25 protein-coding genes are annotated in these 26,747 nt (G+C 47.7%); 10 read left to right on the forward strand and 15 right to left on the reverse strand.

The features are described from left to right. The first annotated feature begins 16 nt into the window (after positions 1–16). Both PKOR_RS09780 and PKOR_RS09785 read left to right on the forward strand, forming a co-directional pair. Positions 17–1,645: an acyl-CoA carboxylase subunit beta gene (locus PKOR_RS09780; RefSeq protein ID WP_046310429.1), complete on the forward strand. Its 1,629-nt coding sequence runs from the start codon at positions 17–19 to the stop codon at positions 1,643–1,645. Between the two features lie 134 nt (positions 1,646–1,779). After that, a complete protein-coding gene (locus PKOR_RS09785; RefSeq protein ID WP_046310430.1) occupies positions 1,780–2,628 on the forward strand; it encodes a transglutaminase-like domain-containing protein in 849 nt (282 codons plus the stop codon). A 100-nt stretch (positions 2,629–2,728) separates the two neighbouring features. On the opposite strand, the gene PKOR_RS09790 is transcribed toward PKOR_RS09785, so the two are convergent. Both PKOR_RS09790 and PKOR_RS09795 read right to left on the reverse strand, forming a co-directional pair. Next, positions 2,729–3,310, reverse strand: coding sequence for a thioredoxin family protein (locus PKOR_RS09790; protein WP_046310431.1), 582 nt, complete (start codon positions 3,308–3,310; stop codon positions 2,729–2,731). Between the two features lie 12 nt (positions 3,311–3,322). Then, the gene (locus PKOR_RS09795) at positions 3,323–3,973 is read right to left on the reverse strand and encodes a 4'-phosphopantetheinyl transferase superfamily protein (RefSeq protein WP_046310432.1); all 651 of its coding nucleotides are present in this window, start codon (positions 3,971–3,973) and stop codon (positions 3,323–3,325) included. Positions 3,974–4,080: 107 nt separating this feature from the next. On the opposite strand from PKOR_RS09795, the gene PKOR_RS09800 reads away from it, so the two are divergent. From PKOR_RS09800 to folB, 3 genes are read left to right on the forward strand one after another with little or no spacing between them, the layout of a single operon-like run. After that, positions 4,081–5,001: a WD40 repeat domain-containing protein gene (locus PKOR_RS09800; RefSeq protein WP_046310433.1), complete on the forward strand. Its 921-nt coding sequence runs from the start codon at positions 4,081–4,083 to the stop codon at positions 4,999–5,001. A 3-nt stretch (positions 5,002–5,004) separates the two neighbouring features. Further along, complete coding sequence (locus PKOR_RS25840) at positions 5,005–5,991, forward strand: DivIVA domain-containing protein (protein WP_046310434.1); 987 nt, start codon at positions 5,005–5,007, stop codon at positions 5,989–5,991. Positions 5,992–5,995: 4 nt separating this feature from the next. Next, positions 5,996–6,352 (forward strand): dihydroneopterin aldolase, encoded by a 357-nt coding sequence (gene folB / locus PKOR_RS09810; protein ID WP_046310436.1) that lies wholly within the window; start codon positions 5,996–5,998, stop codon positions 6,350–6,352. Between the two features lie 379 nt (positions 6,353–6,731). Here folB and meaB read toward each other — a convergent pair whose 3' ends face one another. Then, positions 6,732–7,712 carry a methylmalonyl Co-A mutase-associated GTPase MeaB gene (gene meaB, locus PKOR_RS09815; protein ID WP_046310438.1) on the reverse strand — a complete coding sequence of 327 codons (981 nt, stop codon included), beginning with the start codon at positions 7,710–7,712 and terminating at the stop codon, positions 6,732–6,734. Positions 7,713–7,970: 258 nt separating this feature from the next. On the opposite strand from meaB, the gene PKOR_RS09820 reads away from it, so the two are divergent. Beyond that, positions 7,971–9,362, forward strand: coding sequence for a DUF5723 family protein (locus PKOR_RS09820; RefSeq protein ID WP_046310439.1), 1,392 nt, complete (start codon positions 7,971–7,973; stop codon positions 9,360–9,362). 77 nt (positions 9,363–9,439) lie between these two features. Here the strand turns inward: PKOR_RS09820 and PKOR_RS09825 are convergent, their stop codons facing one another. The 9 genes from PKOR_RS09825 to PKOR_RS09865 all read right to left on the reverse strand — a co-directional run bounded on the left by PKOR_RS09825 (position 9,440) and on the right by PKOR_RS09865 (position 18,879). Then, entirely contained in the window at positions 9,440–10,564 is a 1,125-nt protein-coding gene (locus PKOR_RS09825; protein ID WP_046310441.1) for a YncE family protein, read from the reverse strand. A 136-nt stretch (positions 10,565–10,700) separates the two neighbouring features. Next, on the reverse strand, positions 10,701–10,949 hold the full coding sequence (locus PKOR_RS09830; protein WP_046310443.1) for a hypothetical protein: 249 nt from the start codon (positions 10,947–10,949) through the stop codon (positions 10,701–10,703). A 194-nt stretch (positions 10,950–11,143) separates the two neighbouring features. Next, the gene (treF, locus tag PKOR_RS09835) at positions 11,144–12,775 is read right to left on the reverse strand and encodes an alpha,alpha-trehalase TreF (protein ID WP_046310444.1); all 1,632 of its coding nucleotides are present in this window, start codon (positions 12,773–12,775) and stop codon (positions 11,144–11,146) included. Between the two features lie 62 nt (positions 12,776–12,837). After that, the gene (locus PKOR_RS09840) at positions 12,838–13,293 is read right to left on the reverse strand and encodes a hypothetical protein (RefSeq protein WP_338047513.1); all 456 of its coding nucleotides are present in this window, start codon (positions 13,291–13,293) and stop codon (positions 12,838–12,840) included. A gap of 117 nt (positions 13,294–13,410) precedes the next feature. After that, complete coding sequence (gene scpA, locus PKOR_RS09845; RefSeq protein WP_046310446.1) at positions 13,411–15,555, reverse strand: methylmalonyl-CoA mutase; 2,145 nt, start codon at positions 15,553–15,555, stop codon at positions 13,411–13,413. Between the two features lie 54 nt (positions 15,556–15,609). Continuing rightward, a complete protein-coding gene (locus PKOR_RS09850; protein ID WP_235337427.1) occupies positions 15,610–16,143 on the reverse strand; it encodes a GNAT family N-acetyltransferase in 534 nt (177 codons plus the stop codon). 26 nt (positions 16,144–16,169) lie between these two features. Then, complete coding sequence (locus tag PKOR_RS09855) at positions 16,170–16,571, reverse strand: YybH family protein (RefSeq protein WP_084694755.1); 402 nt, start codon at positions 16,569–16,571, stop codon at positions 16,170–16,172. A gap of 6 nt (positions 16,572–16,577) precedes the next feature. Continuing rightward, positions 16,578–18,413, reverse strand: coding sequence for a methylmalonyl-CoA mutase subunit beta (locus PKOR_RS09860; RefSeq protein WP_235337429.1), 1,836 nt, complete (start codon positions 18,411–18,413; stop codon positions 16,578–16,580). A gap of 85 nt (positions 18,414–18,498) precedes the next feature. Beyond that, positions 18,499–18,879: a YkvA family protein gene (locus PKOR_RS09865; RefSeq protein WP_046310448.1), complete on the reverse strand. Its 381-nt coding sequence runs from the start codon at positions 18,877–18,879 to the stop codon at positions 18,499–18,501. A 165-nt stretch (positions 18,880–19,044) separates the two neighbouring features. Here PKOR_RS09865 and PKOR_RS09870 point away from each other — a divergent pair, with 165 nt between their 5' ends. Next, on the forward strand, positions 19,045–20,379 hold the full coding sequence (locus PKOR_RS09870; protein WP_046310450.1) for an amidohydrolase: 1,335 nt from the start codon (positions 19,045–19,047) through the stop codon (positions 20,377–20,379). Positions 20,380–20,428: 49 nt separating this feature from the next. On the opposite strand, the gene PKOR_RS09875 is transcribed toward PKOR_RS09870, so the two are convergent. Continuing rightward, complete coding sequence (locus tag PKOR_RS09875; RefSeq protein WP_148561660.1) at positions 20,429–21,223, reverse strand: hypothetical protein; 795 nt, start codon at positions 21,221–21,223, stop codon at positions 20,429–20,431. A 100-nt stretch (positions 21,224–21,323) separates the two neighbouring features. After that, positions 21,324–22,721, reverse strand: coding sequence for a T9SS type A sorting domain-containing protein (locus PKOR_RS09880; RefSeq protein WP_046310452.1), 1,398 nt, complete (start codon positions 22,719–22,721; stop codon positions 21,324–21,326). A 182-nt stretch (positions 22,722–22,903) separates the two neighbouring features. Between PKOR_RS09880 and PKOR_RS09885 the strand changes: the two genes are divergently transcribed. The 3 genes from PKOR_RS09885 (at position 22,904) to dnaA (ending at position 26,135) form a co-directional block, all read left to right on the forward strand. Then, positions 22,904–23,659: a 5'-nucleotidase C-terminal domain-containing protein gene (locus PKOR_RS09885; protein WP_046310454.1), complete on the forward strand. Its 756-nt coding sequence runs from the start codon at positions 22,904–22,906 to the stop codon at positions 23,657–23,659. Positions 23,660–23,670: 11 nt separating this feature from the next. Further along, positions 23,671–24,603, forward strand: a complete 933-nt coding sequence (locus tag PKOR_RS09890; RefSeq protein WP_046310455.1) for a bifunctional metallophosphatase/5'-nucleotidase — start codon at positions 23,671–23,673, stop codon at positions 24,601–24,603. 107 nt (positions 24,604–24,710) lie between these two features. Then, the gene (dnaA, locus tag PKOR_RS09895) at positions 24,711–26,135 is read left to right on the forward strand and encodes a chromosomal replication initiator protein DnaA (RefSeq protein ID WP_046310456.1); all 1,425 of its coding nucleotides are present in this window, start codon (positions 24,711–24,713) and stop codon (positions 26,133–26,135) included. Between the two features lie 89 nt (positions 26,136–26,224). Here the strand turns inward: dnaA and PKOR_RS09900 are convergent, their stop codons facing one another. Next, positions 26,225–26,734: a hypothetical protein gene (locus PKOR_RS09900; RefSeq protein WP_235337431.1), complete on the reverse strand. Its 510-nt coding sequence runs from the start codon at positions 26,732–26,734 to the stop codon at positions 26,225–26,227. Between the last annotated feature and the right edge of the window lie 13 nt (positions 26,735–26,747).

Genomic DNA, 26,747 nt, shown 5'->3' on the forward strand with positions numbered 1-26,747 from the left:
ACTAATCTAACCCTTCATGGATCTTGAATTCAACAAAAACGAAGACGCACTAAAACAGCAGATTTTCCAGCTGAAGAACAAACTGAAGAAAGTATACCTCGGTGGCGGCGAAAAGCGCATCGAGAAAGAGCATCAAAGAGGCAAAATGACAGCCCGAGAGCGTATTGATTATCTTTTGGATGAAGGCACTGAGTTTCTGGAAGTAGGTGCTTTTGCCGGAGAAGGTATGTACGAGGAAGTAGGGGGCTGCCCAAGCGGTGGCGTGGTGACAGGTATTGGTTACATAAAAGGTCGCCAATGTGTAGTGGTTGCCAACGATGCCACTGTAAAGGCAGGAGCCTGGTTCCCGATTACTGCCAAAAAGAACCTGCGCGCTCAGGAGATTTCCATAGAGAACAAATTGCCCATTGTTTACCTGGTAGACAGTGCAGGAGTATTCCTACCTATGCAGGATGAGATTTTCCCGGACAAGGAGCACTTTGGCCGTATGTTCCGCAACAACGCAGTAATGAGCTCTATGGGCATTGTACAGATTGCTGCCATTATGGGTAGTTGCGTGGCTGGTGGTGCTTACCTGCCAATTATGAGCGATGAAGCACTAATTGTAGAAGGAACAGGATCTGTGTTCCTGGCAGGCTCTTACCTGGTAAAGTCTGCCATTGGGGAGAGCATTGATAATGAGACTTTGGGCGGCGCTACTACACATTCAGAGATCTCTGGTGTTACCGATTATAAATGCAAAGATGATAAAGAGGCGCTGGACCACATCCGTAACATCTTCGACAAGATGGGTGACAAGCCAAAAGCAGGCTTTAACCGCGCAGCGGCGGCGGCTCCTAAACTAGATGAAAAAGAGATCTATGGCTTGTTGCCAGCCGACCGGGTAAAGCCATACGATATGATGGATATAATCCTGCGCCTGGTGGATAATTCAGAATTTGAGCCATACAAAGACCTGTATGGGCAGACGCTAATCTGTGGTCTTGCCCGCATAAATGGCTGGGCAGTGGGTATTGTGGCAAACCAGCGCAAAATCATGAAGAGCAAGAAAGGCGAAATGCAGATGGGTGGCGTAATTTACTCCGACTCAGCAGACAAGGCCGCTCGCTTTATCATGAACTGCAACCAGAAGAAGATTCCACTGGTATTTCTACAGGACGTGTCTGGTTTTATGGTGGGCAGCAAGGCTGAGCATGGCGGCATTATTAAAGACGGTGCCAAAATGGTGAATGCCATGTCTAACTCAGTAGTGCCGAAGTTTACGATACTTATAGGCAATAGCTACGGTGCCGGTAATTACGCCATGTGCGGTAAAGCTTACGACCCGCGCCTCATCTACTCATGGCCAACAGCGCAGCTAGCAGTGATGAGTGGTGCTGCGGCTGCTAAAACGTTGCTGCAAATTCAGGTATCATCGTTAAAGGCAAAAGGCGAGGAGATTACTCCTGAGGCAGAGCAGGAGCTGCTGGAGCGCATCACGAACAAGTATAACGAAGAACTTTCCCCGTACTATGCAGCAGCGCGCCTGTGGATAGATGGTATTATCGATCCGCTGGAAACGCGAAAGGTGATCTCTATGGGTATAGAGGCTGCTAACCATGCGCCAATCGAGAAGCCTTACAATGTGGGTGTAATCCAAACATGATCAAGTTAAACCAGAAATAAGGAATCATAAGTTGGAAGTGGAGTGTTATCTACTTATATCATATAAAGAGTTGTAAATTGTACTCACAATTCTGTTATATAAGTTTGAGTATTTAATTATCGGAGAAGAATAGAGTGACAAAGGGAGAAATTAAGGCGTTGATTTCGCTGCTTGATGACAGCGATAACGAAGTGGCGTCGTATGTGGAGAAGCAGATTGCTTATTTAGGTGAAGGAATCATCCCTTTTTTGGAAGAGGAGTGGGAGGAAACCCTGAACGCTGATCTGCAGAAGAAGATAGAAGACCTGATTCACAACTTACAGTTCGACGGCCTTACGAAGCGCTTGCAGGAGTGGAAAAGAAGCGGTGCTGAAAACCTGCTGGAGGGTATGTACCTAGTAAATTCTTACCTGTATCCAGACGTTGATTTTGCCACCATCTCTAAATCAATGGACCAGCTATACTTCGATGCCTGGACGCATATGAAAGATGAGATGCACCCTTACGACCAGGTAAAGTCTTTGAACAATGTGCTTTTCCGGGAGAAGCGTTTTTCGGCTAACACCAAGAACTTCCACTCGCCGGCAAACTCAATGCTGCACCTGGTGCTGGAGAGCAAGAGAGGCAACCCACTTACCCTGTGCGTTATCTACATGACGCTGGCGCAGCGCCTGGATATGCCTGTATACGGAGTAAACCTGCCGAACCTGTTTATACTTACCTATAAGCTGGATGGCATGCAGTTTTACATTAACGTGTACAACAAAGGCCTTATCCTGAGCAAAGCCGATATAGATAATTACATTCTGCAGCTTAACCTGAACCCGGTTGATATCTTCTATGAGCCTTGCTCTAATCTGGATATCATCAAGCGTGCCCTTCGCAACCTGGCTTTTTCTTTCGAGAAGATGAACGACTTAGATAAGGCTACAGAAGTAACCAAACTTCTGGATTCGGTTACAGATGAAGATACAGCTGCATAGACAGCTACCTGAATACTAAAAAGGCGCTATGGGTATTTCCGTAGCGCCTTTTTGTTTTAATCAAGTATATAGGCAGAGCTGCTATCTCATAGGGTGCAGCTTAATACTTCTTAATCAGACAGCCTGTAGCGCGCTTATCATTAGTTGATACAGGGCGGTTAGCCAACGTTTCGTCGATTACCGTGCGTAGGTAATGGTTCTTAACTCCGCTCTCCACTTGAGGGTTATCATCTATGGCTCCTTTATACTTTAGCACAAACTCTCCATTGTTGTTGTGCAGTACAAACACCTCAGGCGTTTTGGTGGCTCCAAACTGGCGGCTCACTTTCTGCCCTTCGTCAGCCAGGTAAGGGCTGTACTGTCTGGAAGCCATGTCCTTCAGTGTTTCACCTGCATCGGCTGCGCCAGGATTAATGAATACAAACTGAGCTCCTTTAGCGCTATAATTGCTGGCAAGCGTTACCAAGCGGTTCTCATACAGTTTAGCATAAGGACACTGGTTATTAGTGAACACCAGTACCACAGTTTTGGCGTTAGCAAAATCGCTTAGCGACACGCTCTGGTTGTTGGTGCCCTGCAGCGTAAAATCAGCGACTTTGTCTCCAACCTGATAACCGCCAGATTGGGCAAATACGCCTACTGAAATCAGAAGGGCTGTAGCAAGGGAGAATAACTGTTTCATGTCTTATAGTGTTTAGGTTGCGGGATCGGAAAGTCTGTCTATGCAGTAAGTTAACACGTGGCCGTGCAGGACTTCGAAAGTAACACGATACAATTTAGAAAAATTTTCGGTTTTTACCTGCCCCTCCAGTTGATTAGGTGCTTCAGCAGGACCTACCACTATGTTTTCTTTAAATATCAGCTTCTTACGGCTGTATAGTTTGTACAGTGTTTCTTTAGCGCTCCAGTATAAGCAGGTATTTTGCTCATTTGCTAACGTATGGGTTTTCTCCTGATCGTTCAAAAACTTATCCTGAACCCGCAGTGCCTTCTCTGATACTTGTTCAATATCTATGCCAACCTCATGCTTTTTGGAAAGTATAACAGCGGCCAGCTCCGGGGAGTGTGAGATGGAAACATGAAAGCGGGAGTCTGTGAAGTATGGCTTCCCATACTGGTTGCGTAGCAGTTGTACGGGAACAGAAGTAAACCCTTGCAGCACCTGGTATACCAACACCCGGCTCGCCAGCCATTCGCGCTGCCGCCTAGGGTGCGTCTGCGCCAGCCGCTCCTCTACCGAAACATAAGAAGGCAGTAGCTGGCGTAGCTCCTCCTGCTCTTCAGCCAGCTTCCAAAGGCCTATTTTAGTGTGTTCATCCAACGATTTAATGTGCAGCAAAGGCATAAGTAATATGGTATGGGTTCAGCGTTTTTAAAGTATAGGCACGGCTGGTTAAACGCATTTGTTGTAAATTTAGGCTAAAATCATAAAACACCAGAGTATAAGGCAGCATGGCAAGTAAGGTACAAGTAGAGAAAGTGGCCACATTAACCGGCCACCGCGATTGTGTGTATGCACTGGAGCCAGCAGCAGAGGAACACCTTTTCTTTTCTGCCGCCGGAGATGGCATGGTTGTTACCTGGAATCTGCAGGAGCCGGAAAATGGAGAGCTAGTGGCGCGTGTGAGCACTTCTGTTTATGCTCTTTGTTACCTACCTCAGCGTCATTTGTTGCTCATCGGACAAAATCAGGAGGGCGTGCAGGTGATTGACCTGGAAAGCAAGCAGATTCTTAAATCGGTGCCACTGCCTAAAGTGGCTATTTTTGATATTGTGCACGCTGCCGGAGCAGGTAAAATTTTTGTGGCGATGGGTAATGGTGCTATTGCAGTGCTGGACGGCGATAGCTTTGAGTTGAGTACGTTCATCCGCAAGTCGGACAAGAGTGTACGCAGCCTGGCTTATAACCAGCACACCAATGAGTTGGCAGTAGGCTACAGCGATCATAAAATACGAGTTTTTGATGCCAACACTCTTGAGCTAAAGCATGAGCTGGTATCACATACAAACTCCGTTTTTACAGTGGCATACTCACCAGATGGGGAGCTGTTGCTCAGCGGTGGCCGTGATGCTCATTTGCGCGTTTGGGAGGTGGATAATAATTATAAAGAGCGGGGGTACCTGATAGCGCACATGTATACCATCAACCACATAACTTACAGCCCGAATGGTGATCATTTTGCCACCTGTAGTATGGATAAATCCATAAAAGTGTGGGATGCGAAAACATTTAAGTTGCTGAAAGTGATCGATAAAGTACGAAATGCCAGCCACGGCACCTCGGTAAATAAATTATTTTGGTCGGCTCATCAGAATCAGTTAGTTTCGTGTAGCGATGACCGCACCATTTCGGTTTGGGATATAAATTTTTGAGTTATGAAGATTACACCGTTAGATATCAGGCAAAAAACGTTTGAAAAGGCATTTCGAGGATTAGACAAGGATGAGGTAAATGCGTTTTTGCTGACGCTCTCACAGCAGTGGGAAAAACTGCAGGATGAGAACAAAGATCTGCGCATGAAGCTGGATGCCGCACACCGCGAAACCCAGAAGTTGCGCGAAGTGGAGTCATCGCTTTACAAAACTCTGAAAACCGCAGAAGATACAGGTAACAGTATCCTGGAACAGGCGAAAAAGTCTGCTGAGCTACAGGTGCGCGAGTCGGAGCTAAAGTCGGATGAGCTGCTGAGTAAAGCTCGTAACGAAGCCCGCCAGATGCTGGAAGAAGCCCAAAGACAGTCAGAGCGTGTCATCGCCGAAATGCAGCAGCAGGTAAAATCGCTTGATCAGGATTGCCGCCAAATGGAGAACTACCTGGACCACCTGGTGCGTGACCTGCGTAACCTTGCAAATGAGACGCTGGAAAACGCTGAAAAAGCAAAGGCAAAACCTAAAGCGGGTACACACAGTATTCTTTCAAAAGCTGCCAGCACGGAAGTAGCAACTTCGGAGCTGCTGAAAAATTTGAAAGATATGAACACAAACTCTGAAAACACAACATATAAGTTGCCTGAATCTACTACAGCTAATGCGCCTGTAGCTGTTACAGGTACTACAGCAAGCACAACCGATGTCATTGGTGACCCTGCGCCGGATGTAACTCAACCACAGCCGGAAGTTCCGACTCCAACTACACCGGTGCCTAATGTGCCATCGCCTGAAATTCCACAGCCTGAGCCAGACTATCCAGGTAGAATACCGGCTCCAGGCATAGAGCAGCCAATTCCGGATATTGAGCCTGTGCAGCCAGACAAGCCAGAGATTCAACCGCCGCTTACAGAGCCATCACGTAATGCTTATGCTACCAATGGTGCTACTGTTAAGCCATCTTCTGGTGGTTCTTTCTTTGATGAGATAGGCTAAGCGGATGGGATTGATCGCGCTGGAAGGCATGGAGTTTTTTGCCTTCCATGGCTTCTATGATGAGGAACAAAGAATAGGTAACAAGTACGGCATCGATTTGACCATCAAGACAGACTTACGCCGTGCTGCCGAATCTGACAACCTGGAGGAAACGGTGAACTACGAGATACTGTATGCACTGGTGCTGGAGGAAATGAAAACTCCTGCCCGTTTGCTAGAGCACCTCGGTCACCGCATTATCGATAGAGTATACGACAGGTTCCCGTTTGTGCAGTCGGTGAAGGTAAACGTGTACAAGTTTAATCCTCCGCTTGGTGGCATTTGTAAATGGGCTAAGGTTAGCTTGGAGGAAGCAAGGTAAAGATTTACTTATTGATAGAAAGCAGCTGGCTCAGGTTTGGGGCAGCTGCTTTTGTTTTCCATGTTTAGCAGCAGCTGCGTTACCTAGAAGTGAGCTATACTTTCTAGCTGTTGCTCATCCACGGCTTTACTTCCTACTTGTTTCACCTCTTGCTTGAGATCCAAGGACTGGAATCAGGTTCAATGGCCCCAACCTTTGCTACTCCTCCTTTGAGGGGGCACAGGGGGATGTTTATCGTTCCCGAAAATTCCCCTCCTCAAAGGAGTTAGGGGTGGGTTCACCTGAATAGCTCTAACTACAGCACTTATACTTTAGAAGCGGCAGCTACAGTAAAACATCCCTACTTACATAACCAGGAGCAGGTCAGGCAGTCTAAACTTTACACTAAACGTAACAGCTCCGATGCTGCGGCAAAGGCTGATTTTTGGCCTGCTTTCACTTCTTCGGCTATACTTGGGAGTTGCTGTTTCACCTGCTGGTGTGCATAAAAGTGCTCTTCCAGGCCCTGGCGTATAGCTTCATACATCCACTGCAGGTTTTGGTTGCGGCGTTTCTGCTCAAAGTAGCCGTTGCCTTGGGTCAGCTCCAGGTAGTTAACGATGGTGCTCCAAATGGTCTCTAGGCCCTTGTTCTGGAGCGCAGAACAAATACTCACTTTAGGCATCCATCCTGACGCAGCTAGCGGATAGAGGTGCATAGCACTTTGATATTCGGCGCAGGCGGCATTTGCCTTGCCCACATTCTCTCCATCGGCTTTCGTAATGGCAATAGCATCGGCCATCTCCATGATGCCTCTCTTTATTCCTTGCAACTCGTCACCGGCACCAGCTAACATCAGAAGCAGAAAAAAATCCACCATAGCATGTACAGCTGTTTCTGATTGGCCTACACCTACAGTTTCCACAATGATGGCATCAAAGCCTGCCGCCTCGCAAAGTATAATACTTTCGCGGGTGCTCCTGGTAACGCCTCCTAAAGATTTGCCAGCCGGTGAGGGCCTGATAAAGGCTGCTGGGTTGGTGGCAAGTGAATCCATACGGGTTTTGTCGCCGAGAATACTTCCACCGGAGCGCTGGCTGGTAGGGTCTATTGCCAGAACTGCCAGTTTCTTGCCTTGCTCCCCAATCAGGTAGTTTCCGAAGGATTCGATAAAAGTACTTTTGCCAACTCCAGGTACACCGGTTATACCTATGCGTACTGAATTGCCTGCATAAGGCAGCACCTGGTTAACCACCTCCTGAGCCAGTTCGAGGTCTGATACCAGGCGGCTCTCGACCAGGGTAATAGCGCGGCTCAGCATCACACGGTCGCCGGCTAAAATGCCTTCTACATATTTATCAGGGCTAAATCGTTTGGCCAATGGGGTAAGGGTTTGGGATCAGCAAATCGTACTCTTTTACAAAATTAAGATTTAAAGGTTGCCATGCCAGCTTACACGGAAAACACCTGTTTAACGATCCTCACTATATCAATTTTGTTAGCCGCTACGCAATAGGAAAATTGAAGGAATCATTTTTTGTACTAAAACTGAACCTAACTGCTGCTCATCTGGTTGCTCTTGCTATCACACCATGTATCAAACCTTTTTGCACATTTCCTATTTGTCGTCGTTTCGATTATGAAGAGAATCTGGATGCTGGCCCTTGCATTTATGGCCCTGCACACTACTACATTTGCACAAACTGAGTACAATAATATCAATACCACAGGACGGGGCGGAGTCGGAACCACATTCAGTGGCGGTTATCAGGCTATCGGTATAAATCCTGCTAATATAAGCCGAAGTAGGTATACCTTATCATTCTCCTTTCTGGAGGGTGGATTTGGTGTTAGCTCCAGAGCTTTTACAAAAGATATTATTCATGATTTTAGGAATACAACCCCTAACCAGGAAGTAAGCCTGGCAAACAGAGAGTACTATGCAAAGGCTTTCACTTCGAATGATGTTTTGAACATCGGGGCAGACCTGCAAACCTTTGCGATCTCGGTTAACTTGCCTAAGATTGGTGGTTTTGCTTTCAGCAACCGTCAGCGTGTGTTGGGGCATGCTGGTTTTAACAAAAATTTCTCAGAGCTTTTATTCTTAGGTGAACATGCTCCTGTTGTAAAGGAGTCTGATCCGAACGAGCCAGTATATGTGTCTGAATTATTTGACGGTACTGAGTTAAAAGCCAGTTGGGTAAACGAGTGGAATATATCTTATGGCCGTAGGCTTGTTAGTTTGCCTGCTTTTAAGATTTTTGGAGGCGTGGGATACCGTTACATACAGGGTCTTGCACTATACGAGTTTAGTGCAAAAAATGGGGAGGTGAAAGCTTATAGCACCGCCTCTCCTATACTAAATGTTGATTATGGACAATACCTGGATGATCCTTTATTCAACCACAATGAAGCGAACAATATATTAAGCCCGGTAGGCAAGGGGCATGGCTTCGATATTGGGCTTTCTGCAGAGGTAGCAAAGATAGTAAAGCTTGGTGTATCTGTGGCAGACATTGGCGCGATGCGTTGGACAGAGAACCTGCTGGTAGGGCAGGATAAAGGGTTTTTGGTCTCAGATATAGAGAGTAACGGCAACTATGATTTTGAAAATGCTATGGATATGGCCGAGCAAATTATAGATACTGCCATGCACTTTACTGCCTTGGACGAGCTGCGTACAGACCTGCCGACACGCTTTAGAGCAGGAGTAGGTCTGAAAGTAAGTAATAAGGTAGAATTAGGGTTAGATTATGTGAAAGCTTTAAACAATGCGCCTGGTAACCTGACGCAGGACTTTATAGGGTTGGGGGTAGACGTGATGCCATCCCCGTTCATTCGTTTAAGCTCAGGAGTATCGACAGGGGCCGGGGATAAAGTGAACCTGCCTCTTGGTATAGCCTTTGTCACGCCTGTTTATGAGTTCGGCCTTAGCACTCGTGATATCACTGCGCCATATACCAAAAGTAATCCGGGGGCATCGTTGGCCTTTGCCTTTATGCGATTTAAAATAGGTAAGTTACCGTTGTAGGTTATACTTCGCATTTAAGACTGACAGTATGAATAAACTCGCCAGCTTCTGGAAAAGGAGCTGGCGAGTTTATACTTTTACCGACTGCTAATGCCTTGAGGAAAGTTTGGTAGGCCCAGATCGCTTTTCTGCTTGCCCAGGTGAAAGCCGTCGTCTACATAAGTAGCGTCCTTGCCTTTCGCATTAGGATTGTTGATGACACCAAGGTAGTAGTTATTCTGCCGGGCTACATAAATTTTCCCATCAGGTCCTAGTTGCAGGGCACCTATGCGCGGACTTTGAGAAGTGCCTACTACCGTAGCTGATTTTGCAATGGCATCAGCGTTTCCAGCTTTCAGGTCAAACTGCACGATTTGTGCTTTGCCTCCGCCTACGCCATTGGCTGTGCCGTAAAGTTTGCTGCCATCCGGAGAAAACATCACACCATAGGCTTCCTCAAACCCTTTCAGAAGTACAGGGTCTGATACTTTACCAGTGCTGCGGTCAAAGTTCAGTACCTCAAAGTTACTTTCTGCATCCCAGAGTGCGGCGGCCAGCTTAGTGCCATCAGGGGATGAGGTAAGGTAACCGATAGCCTTTCGGTTTGGACCGCCATGCACAGTGCCTACCATGCTTAGCACTGGCCTTGTCTCGACGCCCTCTTCATTCACTAAGAAAGCCATGTAGCCGTTGCTGTTCCAGCGGTGTGCTATTACCCACCAGTCGCGCCCGTTGCTATGGCGTACTGCAGTAAGTTTTTCTGTGGCTGGGGCAATAAGGAAGTTGTTTCGAGAGGTGATGTCGCCTTTGCCTTCCTGCTTTGTCATGTCTACAACAGTATAGCGGAGGCCGTTCGACTGTGCCTGTATATCAGTGGTGAAAATGTAATAAATATTGCTGCTGCCGGGCTTAGGAAGTATAAGCGCCGACTGTGTAGATGATTTACCACCCATCAGTCCGTTGCCGTTTGGCATTACGCGGTGTTCACCATTCCATACCGTTATGCCATTAGTGTAGAGCAGTAGGTTTCCGTCTGCATCGGAAAGAGTCGCGCTTCCTTCTTCTGTGAAAAGCCTGCTGCTGGTTGCAATCGCCGAATCACCCTTGAATATGATACCAGCTCCTTTGCCAAAGTACCAGTTGTTTCTTTCGCCTTGGGCCAGGGCCGCAAAGCTGCTGAAAGTAAGTACAGCTGCTGCTGCAATGTGTCTTGGTCTGATCATATCATCCTGATAAACGTGTTACAGCAGCTTAAATTACAAAAGCAGTGCCAATGCATGTGCATCACCTAAACTTTGTACTTTCTTACCTATAAACAGTTAGAGCAGGTTTAAACCTGCTCTAACTGTTATTTTAAATTTATTGGTTAGTATTGCTAGTGTCCTGTTTTATTCCAGTGGTGTCTTCTCCGGCAAGTGCATCGTTAACGTGTGTTTCATCATCGCCTGTGCCAGGTAAGTCTCCTGAGCCTTGAACACCGGTTTCGTTGGTATCTCCGGTAGTGGACTCTGGAGGCATGCTGCCGTTGTTTCCTCCGCACGAAGTCAGTAACAGAAGTGAGCCTGCAAATACGGCAGAGGTAATCGATTTTATGAGTTTAATTTTCATAGTTTTCTAGTTTAAGTACTTCTCAGTTGTACGTTTTTCGTGCGGTATCTGGTTTCTATCAATTTATTCTGGTTAAAGAACAGAAGAAAGGAACATTAAAAAAATTGTACAGATATAGCTAAAAGAAAAAGAGGCGCCTGATCTGGCGCCTCTTTTTCTTAAATTGATTTATAAGTACAGGAGAGCTAGACAGGTTAATTCTGCATCTCCAGCTCTTCTAAGGTCATGTCCAGCAGTTCTGGGTGCAGGGATATTAGTTTAAGCAGCACGCCGTTGGTCCAGCCAAAGCCATCCTGGTTGGGATACTCGCCGCCGCCTGCCTGCAGGCTCATGTCTACTACATTATACTTCTCCATCAGCTTACCGGTGTTGTGAAATACCTCTTCGTTCTTTTCTACCCAACGCTGCGTTACCTCGTCAGCCAATTGGTTGTGCCTGTAATTGCGAAGAGCCTGTATACTCATCCACTGCAGCGGAGCCCAGCCATTTGGAGAATCCCACTGCTGTCCGGAGCGGTTGAGCGTCGTTACAAGGCCACCTGGCTGCAGGAAGTCTGCTTCCAGCTTTTGCGCTACAGCAGCAGCCTGTTTCTTTTTGGCCATGCAGAAGTACAGCGGATACACAGCAGCTAATGTAGGAATGTTGGTAGTGCCTCCCTTTACAAAATCGTAGTCAAAGAAGAAGTCCTGCTCCTCATTCCAGTTATACTTTAAAATAGCTTTGCGGCGTGCCTTTGCCAGCTTTTCATACTTTTCGGCTTCGGCTTTATTGCCCTCCAACTCTGCCATCTCGGCAAGCGTGCGTTCCACGTGGTAAAGCAGGGAGTTCAGGTCTACAGGTATCAGTTCGGTAGTACGAATGGTGCTAAGGTTCTGCTCATCGGCAAACCAGCGGGTACTGAAATCCCAGCCAGACTCAGCGGCTGCCCGAATATTGCGGTAAATCTCCTCCGGGTTCCTATTTGACTCCTTGGCCAGTTCCACATCCTCGCGGTAAGACTCTGGCCGAGGCTCCGGTTGATCGTCCCAGTAGCGGTTCAGAATGCTGCCATCGGGCATGCGGACCACGCGGCGGTGCGTAGGGTTATCTGCCGTTAGCTTATCAGCTCCATCCATCCAAAAGCTATACTCCTGGCGCAGAGCCGGCGCATACGTTGTGAGTACCTCTTTGCCTTTTTGCTGAGCCAGTATTCGCAGCATGAGCGCATAAAATGGCGGCTGGGACCGGCTAAGGTAATAGGTGCGGTTACCGTTCGGAATATGACCGGTGGTATTGATCAGGTGCGTGAAATTATCCACCATACTTTGGATAAGCTCTGTCTCGTTGCTGGCTTGCAGGCCGAGCATGGTGAAAAAGCTATCCCAGTAGTATATTTCCCGGAAACGGCCACCAGGCACAATGTACTTCTTCGGCAACGGAATCAAGGAGCCTCCGTCGGCACCCGGCTCCCGGGTAAGTATTGGCCATAGCCGCTCTATATGCTGTGTTACAGAAAGGCTGGTGTCGGTGGTAAAGCCAGTGGCAGGCTGTGGAGGCATTTCAAAATGTTCCAGCACAAAAGCTTCTAAATTGAAGCCAGACTGGTCCTTTTGTTGCCTGTATGCCGCTAAAATCTGCTGCGGTGGCAGCAAAGGAGTAGCATCCGGAAAGGTCTTGGAGTCGGGGAAAACATGCTGCAGTTGAACCTGCTCAAACAGTTCGCCTAAATCCTGCTCCGGCCTGTACAGCTCCTGAGCCCGCAGTGGCTGTATAGCGAAGGTATACGGTATTAGTAACAGAAGGAAAAATATTAGGGTGCTAAAAGTATGATTTTTCTGTTGCTCCATATAGCGCTGATTTTTTAGTTAATAATTATCATACGCATTCCGGAAGCAAAGCGACAAGTATACTATCTGAAAGGATACTGTACAAACGAAACCTGGCTCATGGCGTCCTTTTCGTATCTGGCTACAGCAAATTCTTGGAATCGTTCTTCAAAATTGCTCCCGCCGGGATGTACTTCAGAAGGTACAGGCTTGTTATTCAGGAAGTAATATATTTTGGTATTGCCATATTTAGTATGCGGCATCATGTCCCCGTAAGTCTGCATCTGTTGCCACAGCGTATCTTCCACAGTTACCGCATAGATTCTCACCACAGGGCCTGTGTTGTTTTCGTTTCGGTACATGGCTACCTCTTTAAAGTTGCCATCCAGGTCATCCACACTAGGTATAGACAGGGTATCGTAGATAAACCAGCCAACAAGGGCAACGGAGAGGGCGATGAGGATGTGCTTTAGTTTCATGTAAGGATAAAATAAGTAATTCTGCAGGTGTGAAACCAGTGAGGGAGGAGATTGTTTCAAAGCTAAACCGGAAGTCCCAGCTTCGCTATACTTTATCACGAAGTTTAGCTCCACCAAAGTATAAAGCCGCAGTTGAGTCAGTTCAACTACGGCTTTATACTTTGGTATTGATCTTATTTAGGCTTCTACCTGCTTAATCAGTTTCTCCAAGATATTTTGTGCAGCCACGGAGATGATGGTACCAGGACCAAACACACCCACTGCACCTGCCTGGTACAAGAAGTCGTAGTCCTGTGCTGGAATCACACCACCCACAATCACCAGGATATCCTCACGACCCAATTTACGAAGCTCCTCGATGAGTTGCGGCACCAATGTTTTATGTCCTGCTGCCAATGAGGATACACCTATGACGTGCACGTCGTTTTCGGCGGCTTGCATGGCTACTTCGGCTGGTGTCTGGAAAAGTGGCCCAATATCCACGTCGAAGCCGAGGTCGGCGAAGGAAGTGGCAATCACTTTAGAGCCGCGGTCGTGGCCATCCTGGCCCATTTTGGCCACCATAATGCGTGGACGGCGGCCTTCGAGTTCTTCAAACTGATCGGCCAGAACTTTGGCGCGTTGGAAGTTTTCGTCGTCGGTTATTTCTGCTGAGTACACTCCTGATATGGCTCTGATTACTGCTTTATGTCTACCGTATACTTTCTCCAGGGCATCCGATATCTCACCTAAAGTGGCGCGGTGGCGTGCTGCTTCTACAGCTAGGTCTAACAAGTTTCCAGTACCTGACTCCGCTGCACTTGTTAAAGCCTGTAATGCATGAGCTACAGCATTTTCGTCGCGAGAGGATTTTACGCTTCCCAGGCGGCGCAACTGCGATTCACGTACTACAGTGTTATCTATGTCCAGAATATCGATTTCCTGCTCTTGCAGAGGCTTATACTTGTTTACGCCAACAATTATGTCTTTGCCGGAGTCGATGCGAGCCTGCTTACGGGCAGCGGCCTCTTCGATGCGCATTTTCGGCAGGCCGGTCTCGATGGCTTTCGCCATACCGCCCAATTCTTCTACTTCCTGAATCAGTGCCCATGCTTTATGGGCTATCTCGTGCGTCAGGGCTTCCACGTAATGAGAACCACCCCACGGGTCTACCACCTTCGTAATATTGGTTTCCTGCTGCAGGTAGATCTGCGTGTTACGCGCAATACGGGCGGAGAAATCGGTTGGTAAGGCAATAGCCTCGTCTAGCGCATTGGTGTGTAAGCTTTGTGTACCGCCTAACGCAGCAGCCAGAGCTTCTACGCAGGTACGGGTCACGTTATTGAACGGGTCTTGCTCAGTTAAGCTCCAGCCAGAAGTCTGACAGTGGGTGCGCAGCGCTAGCGATTTTGGATTCTTTGGGTTAAACTGTTTTATCAGCTTGGCCCACAGCATACGAGCCGCACGCATCTTGGCTATCTCCATGAAGTGGTTCATGCCGATGGCCCAGAAGAAAGAGAGACGCGGCGCGAAGTCATCAATGTCCATGCCTGCCCTTAAGCCAGTGCGCACATACTCCAAACCATCTGCTAAAGTATAAGCCAGCTCAATATCAGCGGTGGCGCCGGCCTCCTGCATGTGGTAACCTGATATGGAAATGGAGTTGAAGCGCGGCATCTTTTTGGAAGTATACTCGAAGATGTCGGCGATGATCTTCATACTTGGCTCCGGCGGATAGATGTAGGTGTTGCGCACCATGAATTCCTTCAGAATGTCGTTCTGGATGGTGCCGCTAAGTTGCTCGGGCTTAACCCCCTGCTCTTCGGCTGCTACAATGTAAAAGGCCATAATCGGTAACACAGCACCGTTCATGGTCATGGATACTGACATCTGGTCCAGCGGAATCTGGTCGAAGAGGATTTTTATGTCCTCGACCGAGTCGATGGCTACACCGGCCTTGCCTACGTCGCCAACCACACGGGGATGGTCAGAGTCGTAACCACGGTGTGTTGCCAGGTCGAAGGCTACCGAAAGACCTTTCTGCCCACCAGCCAAGTTGCGGCGGTAGAAGGCATTGGACTCCTCAGCGGTAGAAAAGCCGGCATACTGGCGGATTGTCCAGGGCTTTTGCACATACATGGTGCTGTAGGGGCCGCGCAGGTAAGGCGGTAATCCGGCAGCAAAATCAGTATGCTCAAAGTTCTGGGCATCTTCCGAAGTATAAAAGCTCTTCACTTTTATCTGCTCCGGCGTTTTCCATACTCTGGCATCTGCAAGAGCTTTAGGTCCTTTGTCTGTCGCAGCTACTTTATTTATATCTATCTTAGAAAAGTCAGGCTTCATATGTTAGATGCTTGCTATAGGGTGTAACGTAAATGCCACACAGAGTGAACTACGTTATGTCGTTAAATCGTACCGCTGTTCGGTTAAAGGTTTACCAAAGGCAGTAGAAGGCTTCTCTTCTGTCAGCTGAAAGCCATACCGTTTGTACAGCGCGATAGCAGACTCCTGCTCATGGGTGGTCCAGAGGTAGGAGGAGGTATAGCCTTTCTCTCTATAGAACGCCATGTACAGGTCCATAAGCTTTTTACCCAGACCAATGCCCCTGTACTCAGGCTCTATAATGAAATACCTGAGCTGAGCCGTGTTGTTTGGCCGGTGCATCAACAGCAGAAAGCCAATGATCTTGCTCCGGTGTTCTGCCACCCACACACAATCTTTATTCGGATCGTATTGGCTGTAAAATTCATGGAAACCTTTAGCCACGTAGCTTTCGAATTCAATTCCATAATTACACTCAAACTCATAAAGAGCACCATGGCGGTAAGTTATATAGCCAATGTCTCCGGGTTTAAGTGTGGTTCTGATGGTGATGTCGCTAAGTTGCAAATTGCTTTCTGTAGCGCGTTTTATACTTTCTATGGTACTCAAATCTTACTTAAATTAACTTTAATGGATCAACTTGCATGCTCTGCTGTAACTACCCAGCGGCCATCCAGCTTCTTCCAAAGCTGAGAGGAAACGCCGCCCATTAGTCGCTTGCCTTCCAGCTCTATTTTCCAACAGAAGACAAAGTATACTGCCTCGGGCGATACCTGCTCTATGTGCAGTGGCTCATAACTATAGACTCCCATTTTACTACGGTCAGTAAAATCACGGAGGAACATATCCAGTACCTCCTGGTAGCCTTTTTCAATGCCGCTCTTACTGATCCAGAGCATTTCAGGCGAATTCCAGTAAAAGGCCATGGCAGTCTCTAGGTTGCCTTTGTTCCACGCGGAAACCTGTCTCTCCAACGCCTGCTTGACTTCCTGTGCGGCATTGCCTTCGGGCATGGAGAAAGCGGAAATCGTGCTCATGGTTTTTTAGTCGTTGCTGTGAAGCTTCTTCTGTACTACCCGCATGATTCGGTTCATGTCGCAGTTCTCGAACAGGAATTCGTCGTAGCCATGGGCCAGCATCTCCTCCTCCAGATGCTGCGGGTCGTTTGCCAAAAGCACAAGCGGCTTACCATCGTGGTGGCGCAGCTTAGCATTAAACTCCCGTGCGTAAGCGGCCTCAGAGGTAGAAACTGCCACCACATCGGCGGCAGCGTGGAAGAGCCTGTCTGAAGCATCTGCGGCAGAATTATACTGCTGCAGCTCTGTCTCGAAGCCTGCACAACTAAAGAACTCCTGCGCAAAAGATGCATTTACCTGGCGCTCTTCACTGTTGCCGATCAGGGCAATCACTGCCTTCGGACGACGCTGACGCTTACGCAGGTGCAGCTCGGTGGCCATGCGCATCACCTCGGTTGGGTAGGCAGCACGGGTGGTATCGAAATCTGCACTTTGTATCAGCTCTTCCGGATCGAATGATATCTTCTCTTTAGGGTTCGGGTATTTGTTGGTGCCCACCAGTATATCACGGCCAGTGGCAATATTGCGGAATTTCTTACGGCTCATCTCGGTGATGGAGCCAAGTATAAATCCGCTATCGTAGGCATCCTCAAATCCACCTAAGGCTTCTACTTCTCTAAATAGGTCCCACGCTTTCTGGGCCAGTTCGTTGGTCAGCGACTCCAGGTAGTAAGAACCGGCAGCCGGGTCAATGGCTTTGTCCAGGTAAGCTTCCTCTTTGAGGATGATGGATACATTACGGGCAATACGCTCTGAGAACTCATCCGACTCTTTAAACGTGCTATCAAACGGCGATACTGAAAGCGAATCGCAGCCGGCAATAACGGCAGACATAGCCTCGGTAGTTGTGCGCAGCATGTTCACGTACGGGTCGAGGGTAGTCTGGTACCAGCTGGAGGTGGCGCTATGGATGCGCAGCTTTGCGGCTAAGGCTGGCTCTGTCTGATAAGCCTCCGCTACGGCTGCCCACAGCAGGCGCAGGACGCGCAATTTTGTGATCTCGAAAAAGTAGTTGGTGCCCGAGGCCACGTAAAACTGCATGTTGCGCAGCACCGATTCCAGCTGCTCTCCGGCAGTGGTTAGCCTGTCGGCATAGGCTACTGCAGCACTTAAGGTATAAGCGATTTCCTGCGTAATAGAGGCGCCAATGCCGCTGAAGTTAGTACCGCAAACAGTAATGCCATAAAACTCCGGGCTGTCCTTTGTCAGGTCCAGCACGGCAGTTATCGCTTTGGCCTCCTCTTTAGTAAGAGAGCCCTTGCCTGTCATGGGGTCGTAGTTAACAAAGCCTTTCAGGTTGCGGTGCGATACCTGCTTTTGCTCCAGCTCCTGGTACAGGCGCTTTAGAAAGGCTACTGGCTCATTAGGTAAAGTATAACTTACGCTATGCTGACTTAGGTCAATACTGCTAACCAGGTAAGCAATATCAAAAGCATCAGGCTGCTGCAACTCAAAGTGTATGCCATCTGCTCCACGCTGCAATGCGTCGGAGGCTTTGTCTATGGCCACTTTCCCATTGCCTTTAACTTTTATCTGCTGCACGTTTAGCCAGCTGTTATTGCCGGTTTTGTTGCCTCGTAGAAACGGAAAGTCACCGGGCTTATGCGTGGTAAAGGGAAGGCCGTTGATATCTTCTTTAGCGTAGTATGGCTTTATGTCAATGCCTTCGTAAGTCTGCCAGATAAGGCTCTCCAAAGGCGTTTCTCGCAGGTCTTTGCGTGCTTTCTGCTCCCAATCAGCTTTAGAGGCAGGGGTGAACTCGGCAAACAGTCGCTGTTGGTTTAGCTGCTCGTCAGTTATCATGCTTTTGTTCTAATTTCTTGTAAAGATAGACTTTTATACCTTACGAAGTAAGGGTGCTTAAGGGCCACTAGGCAGCTACAGTACTTTAACTTATAGGGTCGATATAAGCCTGATATACCCAATAGCCAATCAGTAGCCAAAGTATCACAATTACGGCTGCCATCACATAATTGGGTTTGCACTGGTGCATCTGCTGTTTAGCCTTCTGGCGGTAGTAGTGTAGCAGCGGAGCTGGTATCAGCTTAATAGAAAGCCAGAGGCCTAACGGCAATAGCAGCAGGTCGTCGAGGTAGCCGATAATCGGGATAAAATCAGGTATAAAATCAATTGGACTAAAAACATAGGCCACCGTTATCAGGACCATCACTTTAGCCGCAAAAGGCATTTCAGGGTCCTGTGATGCCAAGTACAAAGTATAAATATCCTCCTTCAGCTGACGTACAAGCGCTTTCCATTTCTTAAGCATGGTAGATTGTACGCACGCTCAAGAGAAATAACCAACCAAGAAGGGTAGTAGCTCTTAGGCTAAATTAGCAGCAGAGCAGAAGTATCTTTGGCTTCAGGGCTTGCTCGTCATGCATTAGATGTTACAAAAATCACTATCTTTCATACTTCATCTAAAAGCACATTTATGCATAAGAACTATACTTTAACAAAACGAACTATACTTGCTGCGCTTGGGCTGAGCCTTTTTGCTGTGCCGGCTATGGCGCAAAATGCTAAGTTGGTGGCCAAGGTAGATAAGCTGGCGGATAAGGTAGAGCCCCAGGTGGTTGAGTGGCGCCGTCATTTCCATGAGCATCCGGAGCTGAGCAACCGCGAAACAGAAACGGCTGCCCGTATTGCCTCTGAATTGAAGAAGATGGGCATAGAGGTTGAGACAGGTGTTGCCAAAACTGGTGTGGTTGGTATTCTGAAAGGGGGCAAGCCCGGGCCAGTAGTAGCCCTGCGTGCCGATATCGATGGACTACCGGTTACTGAGAAGGCTGACCTACCTTTTGCTTCTAAAGCTAAGGGTGAGTATAACGGAGCTGAAGTAGGAGTGATGCATGCCTGCGGCCACGACACACATATTGCTATGCTGCTTGGTGCGGCTGAGGTACTATCCAGTATGAAAAGCGATCTGAAAGGTACCGTGAAATTTATCTTCCAGCCAGCGGAGGAAGGAGCTCCGGCAGGGGAAGAAGGAGGTGCCTCGCTGATGGTGAAGGAAGGGGTGCTGGAGAAAGGACCTAAACCGGAAGTAATTTTCGGTCTTCACATTAACTCTCAGACTGAGGTAGGTACACTTAAGTATAAACCTGCCGGTATTATGGCCAGTGCCGACGTTTTCCGCATAAAGGTAAAAGGAAAGCAGGTACATGGTGGCTACCCATGGTCAGGTATCGACCCGATTGTGGTATCAGCGCAAATCATCACTGGCCTGCAAACTATCATCAGTCGCCAAACAGAACTAACCAAGGATGCAGCCATTATTACAGTAGGTATGATACATGGCGGTGTGCGTAACAACATTGTGCCGGAGGAGGTGCAGATGGAAGGTACTATTCGTGCTTTGGACACCGAAATGCAAAAGAAGGTACACGAGAAAATCCGTTTAACGGCTACTAAAATTGCAGAAAGTGCCGGAGCAACCGCTGAGGTGGAAATTGTGGAGATGGCGCCAGTTACCTTCAACCAGCCTGAGTTAATGGATAAAATGCTGCCAACGCTGCAAGCAACTGCCGGTAGAGACAAAGTGGTGCTGATGAATGCAGTAACCGGTGCAGAAGACTTCTCATACTTTCAACAGCAGATTCCGGGGCTTTACCTTTTTGTGGGTGGCATGCCTAAGGGACAGGACCCTGCCACGGCTCCTGCACACCACACACCAGAATTCTTTGTGGACGAAAGCGGCATGAAGCTAGGTGTAAAAGCCCTCACTAACCTGACGCTGGACTACATGAACGGGAAAGGGAAGAAGTAATTGATTTAGACTTGAAACAGAAAGGCAGCCACTAGGCTGCCCTTTCTGTTTATTTTGAAAGTGAATTGTAATAACTTACCAGTTTCACCAGATCTGGTGCAGAATTAAAATCAATATCATTCTTTTTCAGGAAAGCCGTCATTGCAGGCTGCTGCTCACTAAAGTATGAGAGGTTTTGCTTCTTTTTACCTGTTATTTCCAGTAGCTCCTTTTGGTTACCTTTTTTTAGATAATAGTCTTCCCTCCTCACAATCCTATCGTTTTTGTCGCCTGCGTTGAAGGCTACATTGTAGCTGGCGCGGATCAATTCTGTATCAACTTTACGGAACAGGCTTATGCCTTCGTCATTCACCAATACCTCTACAAATCCTGTTGCAGGTTGTCCATTTATAGTAAGGCCAGCGTGTGTGGCATTAACAAACACTCTGTCTCCTAAAATAGGATCAGCCAGCTTAAATGCATCTACGGCTGTGCTGTTAATAACACGAAGCTGGTCTGGTGTAGGGCTTGGAGAATTAGTTGTGTTTATAAGGAACTGGTTATTCTCTATATCATATTTAAAGCTTTCCGCTTCGAGCATGCGGTTTAGCGTAATAAATAGTTCTCCTGAACTCCAGTCATCTGTCAAGTACACAGTGCCCACTACTGTGGGCTGCACCACATCTAAAGCCTCTGTCCTAACCGAACGATACTGCCCATAACCAGTTCCCACATTGGTGGCAAGCTCCCCAATATAAGCAGGCATGGAGGTTCCCTTTCCCGATAGAATGGATTGAGCTTCTGCAACTCCTGCCAGAAGTAGAAAGGCTAGAAGTAGTGCGAATTTTCTGGTACTGGTTTTCATATTAGAAGTAGTTTGTAGTGATAGATAGTCCTTAAAGCTAATAATTATTTCTATACTTATTTTACTTTTAGTAAGAGTATTTGTTTTGTTGTACAGCTATTTACCTTACCACCAGCTTACCACTACCCACAGGTTTTGATCGGCTACTTATAGTATAGAAGTATAATCCGCTGGCAAGGGAGCCTGGTTTAACCAAGGTGTTACGGCCAGGTTCCAGGCGTAGAACGCTCAGCTTTTTGCCAGTGGCATCGCGCAGCTGCAGATACATACTTGGCAGGTCTGGTGCCTCTACCACAAACCTATCGGCGACTGGGTTGGGGTAAAGCTTAAACCCGGCTTTGGCCAGATCATCCCCAGCGGAGGTGGGTTGCTGCTCGCCAACATATAGATAAGTGAACTCCCAATCATCTTCAACAAAAAAGCGGATCTCATGTGAATGACCTCTCGCAGAACTTCTGCCTCGCAGGCCAATGAGGTAAGGTGAGGGGCGCTCCATATCAGAGGAGGGGGTGAGGGTAAGGGAGACAGCAAACCCATCTACTGTATCCCGAACGGCAAGTGTGGCTGCAGCAAGGTCTAAGGTATCTATTTCGCTAAAGAACCTAGCATGTAATAGATGGTCTTGGTTAGGATTCTTCTGCAGGTAATACTCCAGCTTCAGCGGCTGATCTGGCCATGTCTGTACTGCGCCATCGTCTCTTAAGGGCAGGCGATCTTTATTCAGCAGTGTGAGTTCGGGCTTTTCTTTAGAGTCGCTTACATTATACATGATGTCTACTACAGTAGTGCCTATTGCTGCACCGTTGCGCTGCTCTGTTACCTGCAGGGCAATAACGTATTGGCCTACAGTATTAGGGGCTACCCAACTCAGCTCGCCATACTTGCTTACCGTAAGTCCCTCTGGAAACTGATAGCCGGGTACGGTTATTATTTCACTGTTTGCATTCTCAGTTTTTGGCGTAACCAGCTCATATAGTAACTGATCCCCATCTGCATCATAGGTCAGGAGGTTGTGTATCATGGGTTCACCTGCGTAAGCCTCAAAAATAGGGACCCCAGCCAAAGCAACTGAGTTATAGTTGGTGATCAGCCTGCTGGCATTAACCGCTGTGCTTACATGCATGGCTACCTGGTCGGACGGGCTAGGGAAGTTGATAATGCCGTGATTACGGCTCTCGCCAATCCAAGTCACGGTGTAATTGCCCGGCGTAGCGTAGGTATAACTCCAGTGGAAAATATCACGGTCATAGGTATAGCTATAAGGTGTAATGGAGGTGCGTGGTAATACAACCGTATTGCCGTCACCCATTTTTACTTCTACCTCAGGGTCTTCGGCCTGAGAGAAGTGGTTGGTGTAAAGCGTAAATGTAAAGTTAAACTGGAGCGGATTGTGCTCATCAACAGTATAGCTAATGTAACCGCTGTACAGGTGTGTGGCCTGCACCAGCATGGGCAGAAGGAGCAGCGCTAAGGCGCTGAGTAACAATTTTGTTTTCATGAGCTGGAGGAGTTAGAGGTTGAACATCAATATACATATAAAAAACGTATTTATTAATATTGTATTAAAAAAGTGACATGTTCTTATCAGGCGTTAACAGATCAGCCTTCAGGCACGAACCTATACAGCTTGGTTGATGTTGGTGAGGCTGGTACCTTTGAGGCCAGATTCTGAACATTCTTATGAAAAGTCATTTCCCGAAAGCCTTAGTGGCCTTGGCCCTCACCCTTAGCTTGGTGGGCTGCCAACGTCCTTGGGTTACATCACCTACACCTGGCACTACCGATGTGCCGGTAGATAAAACCATCACCCCAGACACTCAGATGGAGGCACAAATTGCCCCTTACCGTGAGGAAGTAACCGTTAAAATGTCGGAGGTAGTAGGTACAGCGCCTGTAGCCTTGAGCAAAGGGGACTACGAGTCGCCGCTGGGTAATTTTGTGGTAGACCTGCAACTGGCCCAAGCAGAACCACTCTACGGTAAGCCTATAGACCTTTCTTTAACGACCAATGGAGGTTTGCGCATGCCGCTGCCGGAGGGAGATATTACCACAGGCCATGTTTTTGAGCTGATGCCTTTTGAGAACGAGCTGGTGGTGCTAACATTAAGAGGCGAAACCGTTAAGCAACTGTTTGACTATGCAGCCGAGCGCAAAAACGCCCCCATTGGCAACGCTAGTTATACTGTATCCGGCGGCAAAGCTACAGACATCAAAATCAACGGGAAGCCTTTTGACCCGAGCCAGACCTATACCCTGGTAACCTCTGACTACCTGGCTGGAGGTGGCGATGACCTGAAAATGCTGAAGGACGCAGAGAAAACAGAGAAGGTGGGAATGCTGCTCCGCGATGCTATTCTGCAGCAGATCCGCCAGCTTACTGCCGCTGGCAAGCCAGTTACAGCTCAGTCCGGAAAAAGAGTAACCATCCTCCCTTAAGTATAATCCAAATGAGAAGAAGAGACTTTTTGAAAACAACTGCAGCAGGGGCGGCTGGTATAAGCTTACTAGGCGTGCCGTTTTCGGCAGAGGCTGCCCAAAGTATAAACCTTACCATTCTGCACACTAACGACCAGCACTCGCGTATAGATCCTCTTCCGGATGATGGCCGCAAGTATGGCGGTATGGGTGGTATGGCACGTCGTGCTACCTTAATAGAGCAAATCAGAAAGCAGGAGTCTAACGTGCTGTTGCTCGACTGCGGCGACATCTGGCAGGGTACGCCATACTTTAACTTCTTTAACGGTGAGTTAGAGTATAAACTGATGAGCGAAATGAAGTATGACGCTGCTACTCTTGGCAACCATGATTTCGACAATGGACTAAAGGGGCTGGTGCGGCAACTGCCAAACGCTTCTTTCCCTTTCCTAAGCGCGAACTACGACTTTAGTAAAACCATTCTTAAGAGTCATTTTGAGCCTTACAAAATATTTGAGAAGCAGGGGTTGCGCATCGGCGTGTTTGGCCTGGGTATAGAGCTGGCAGGGCTTGTCAGCAAGAACAACTATGGCGAAACCGTATACCTGGACCCTGTGGCCACGGCCCGCGAGATGGTGCAGGAACTGCGCCACAACCAGAAGTGTAATCTGGTGGTGTGTCTTTCACACTTAGGTTACAAATATGAGGACGGCAAAATCGATGATGTAACACTGGCATGTGAGGTAGAGGGCATCGACCTGATCCTGGGAGGCCATACGCACACCTTCCTAGACCAGCCAGAGGTAATACGCCATGCCACCGGTTACCAAACCCTTATAAATCAGGTAGGTTGGTCTGGTATTTTTCTGGGACGTCTCGACTTTAGTTTCAGCAAAAAAACAATGCAAAAAACAGATGTAAGAACAGCCGTTCTCCCCGTGGACAGACCTGTAACAACTTCGTGAAAAAATAATTTTTTGTTTACAGATTATTAAGCAAATTTGTAACCCCCTGCCGATAAAAGGAGCCGTTTGTTACACCAAGCATATCTTATGTAATTTTGGAAAATTGGATGATCAAAGACTGTTCTACAGTATGGCATAACTGCCTTCAGGTGATAAAGGAAAACATTGGCGAACAGAGTTTTAAGACATGGTTCGAGCCGATCAAGCCTGTATCTCTGCGGGATAGTGTACTGACCATACAGGTGCCTAGCCAGTTCTTTTATGAGTGGTTAGAGGAGCACTATGTACAGCTTTTGAAGAAAGTGATTTACCAGGAGCTTGGTAGCGAAGGGCGCCTAGAGTATTCTATTATAGTAGATAGGGGCAATGAGGTAAACAAGCCTCAGACTGTCAACATCCCGACTAAGAAGATTCCGGCAGCTGTAGTAAATTCGTATAAGCCGGAGCAGAGCTTTATTAAGAGCCCATTCGAGTCGAAGACAATTGACCGCAACTTCCTGAACTCACAGCTGAACCCAGCTTATACTTTTGAGAACTATATTGAAGGAGATTGTAACCGTTTGGCCCGCTCAGCAGGTTATGCCGTGGCAAACAAACCGGGTACTACTTCTTTCAACCCGCTCATGATTTATGGTGGTGTGGGCCTTGGCAAAACGCACCTGGTGCAGGCCATTGGTAACAACATCAAAAACAGCAACCCAGAAAAGTTTGTACTGTACGTTTCGTCGGAGAAGTTCGTGAATCAGTTCATCGAGTCCCTGAAAACAAACAACGTGCAGGACTTCGCAAACTTTTACCTGCTGGTGGACATCCTGATCATCGATGACGTGCAGTTCCTGAGCGGTAAGGAGAAAACGCAGGAGATGTTCTTCCACATCTTTAACCACCTGCATCAGTCGGGCAAGCAGATCGTAATGACCTCAGACTGTCCGCCACGAGACCTGAAAGGTTTGGAGGAGCGCCTGTTGTCCCGCTTTAAGTGGGGTTTGACCGCCGACCTGCAGAGCCCGGACTTTGAGACACGTATGGCCATCATTCATAAGAAGATGCAGAGCGATGGTATCGATATTCCGGATAACGTGGTGGAGTATTTGGCCTACAGCGTGGATACTAACGTGCGTGAACTGGAGGGAGTACTGATCTCCCTGATTGCGCAATCGTCGCTGAACCGTAAGGAAATTGATCTGGAGCTTGCCAAGCAGGCCCTGAAGCATATCATTGAGGATGTAGAGACAGAGGTTAACCTCGACTTTATTCAGAAAACGGTAGCTGAGTACTTTCAGGTTAGCTTGGATTCTTTGAAGGCGAAGACCCGCAAGAAAGAGATTGTAACGGCACGCCAGGTGGCTATGTACTTTGCCAAAGAGTTCACCAGCCACTCGCTTAAATCTATCGGTTACCACTTTGGAGGCCGCGACCACAGTACGGTTATTCACTCAGTACAAACTGTTTCTGACCTGATTGATACTGACAAGAAGTTCAAAGCCAGCATTCAGGAGCTTCAGAAGAAGTTTAAGTCTAAAGCTGGTTAAGCAGGAGAATATAAGACATAAAAAAGCGGCGGCCATACTTCTCAAAGTATGGCCGCCGCTTTTTTATGGTTAGAATAAATTGCGAAGGCTTAAATACTGCTGCTCACACTATCTGACACTTCAAAATTATGAGCGTCGGCTAAGTCGCGCACCTTGTTCTTGATACGCTCCAGGTCACGTTTCTTACGCACTTGCTTCAGGTCAAGGTATACCTGATTGCCATCATGGAGTGTAATACGCAGCGCCAAAGGCGTGATATGTACAGCGGCAATGTCTGGTATCTGAATAATGTGCTTGGTACGGAATACCCCGAACTTCTGCACAATATACTGCGGTGTAACCTCGATGTAAGACTGCACTCCGAAGATTGAAGTATTTTGCAGCATCACATAAAAGAAGAAAACAACTGCAAGCCCGAAGAAGGCATAATACAGATAGTTTTGCTCATAGTTGCGGTCGGCAGAGAAAAGAAGCATAACGGCCCAAGCCAGCCAGAACAGTGTAAGTATAAGCTGCACTGTAAAAGAAAGTTTCGCATTACGCGTAGGGCTCAGCTGCACAATCAACGTCGACCGCGCACTACTACCAGATACTGACATTACTAAAGAATTT

Source organism: Pontibacter korlensis, assembly GCF_000973725.1.
GTDB classification, from domain to species: Bacteria; Bacteroidota; Bacteroidia; order Cytophagales; family Hymenobacteraceae; genus Pontibacter; species Pontibacter korlensis.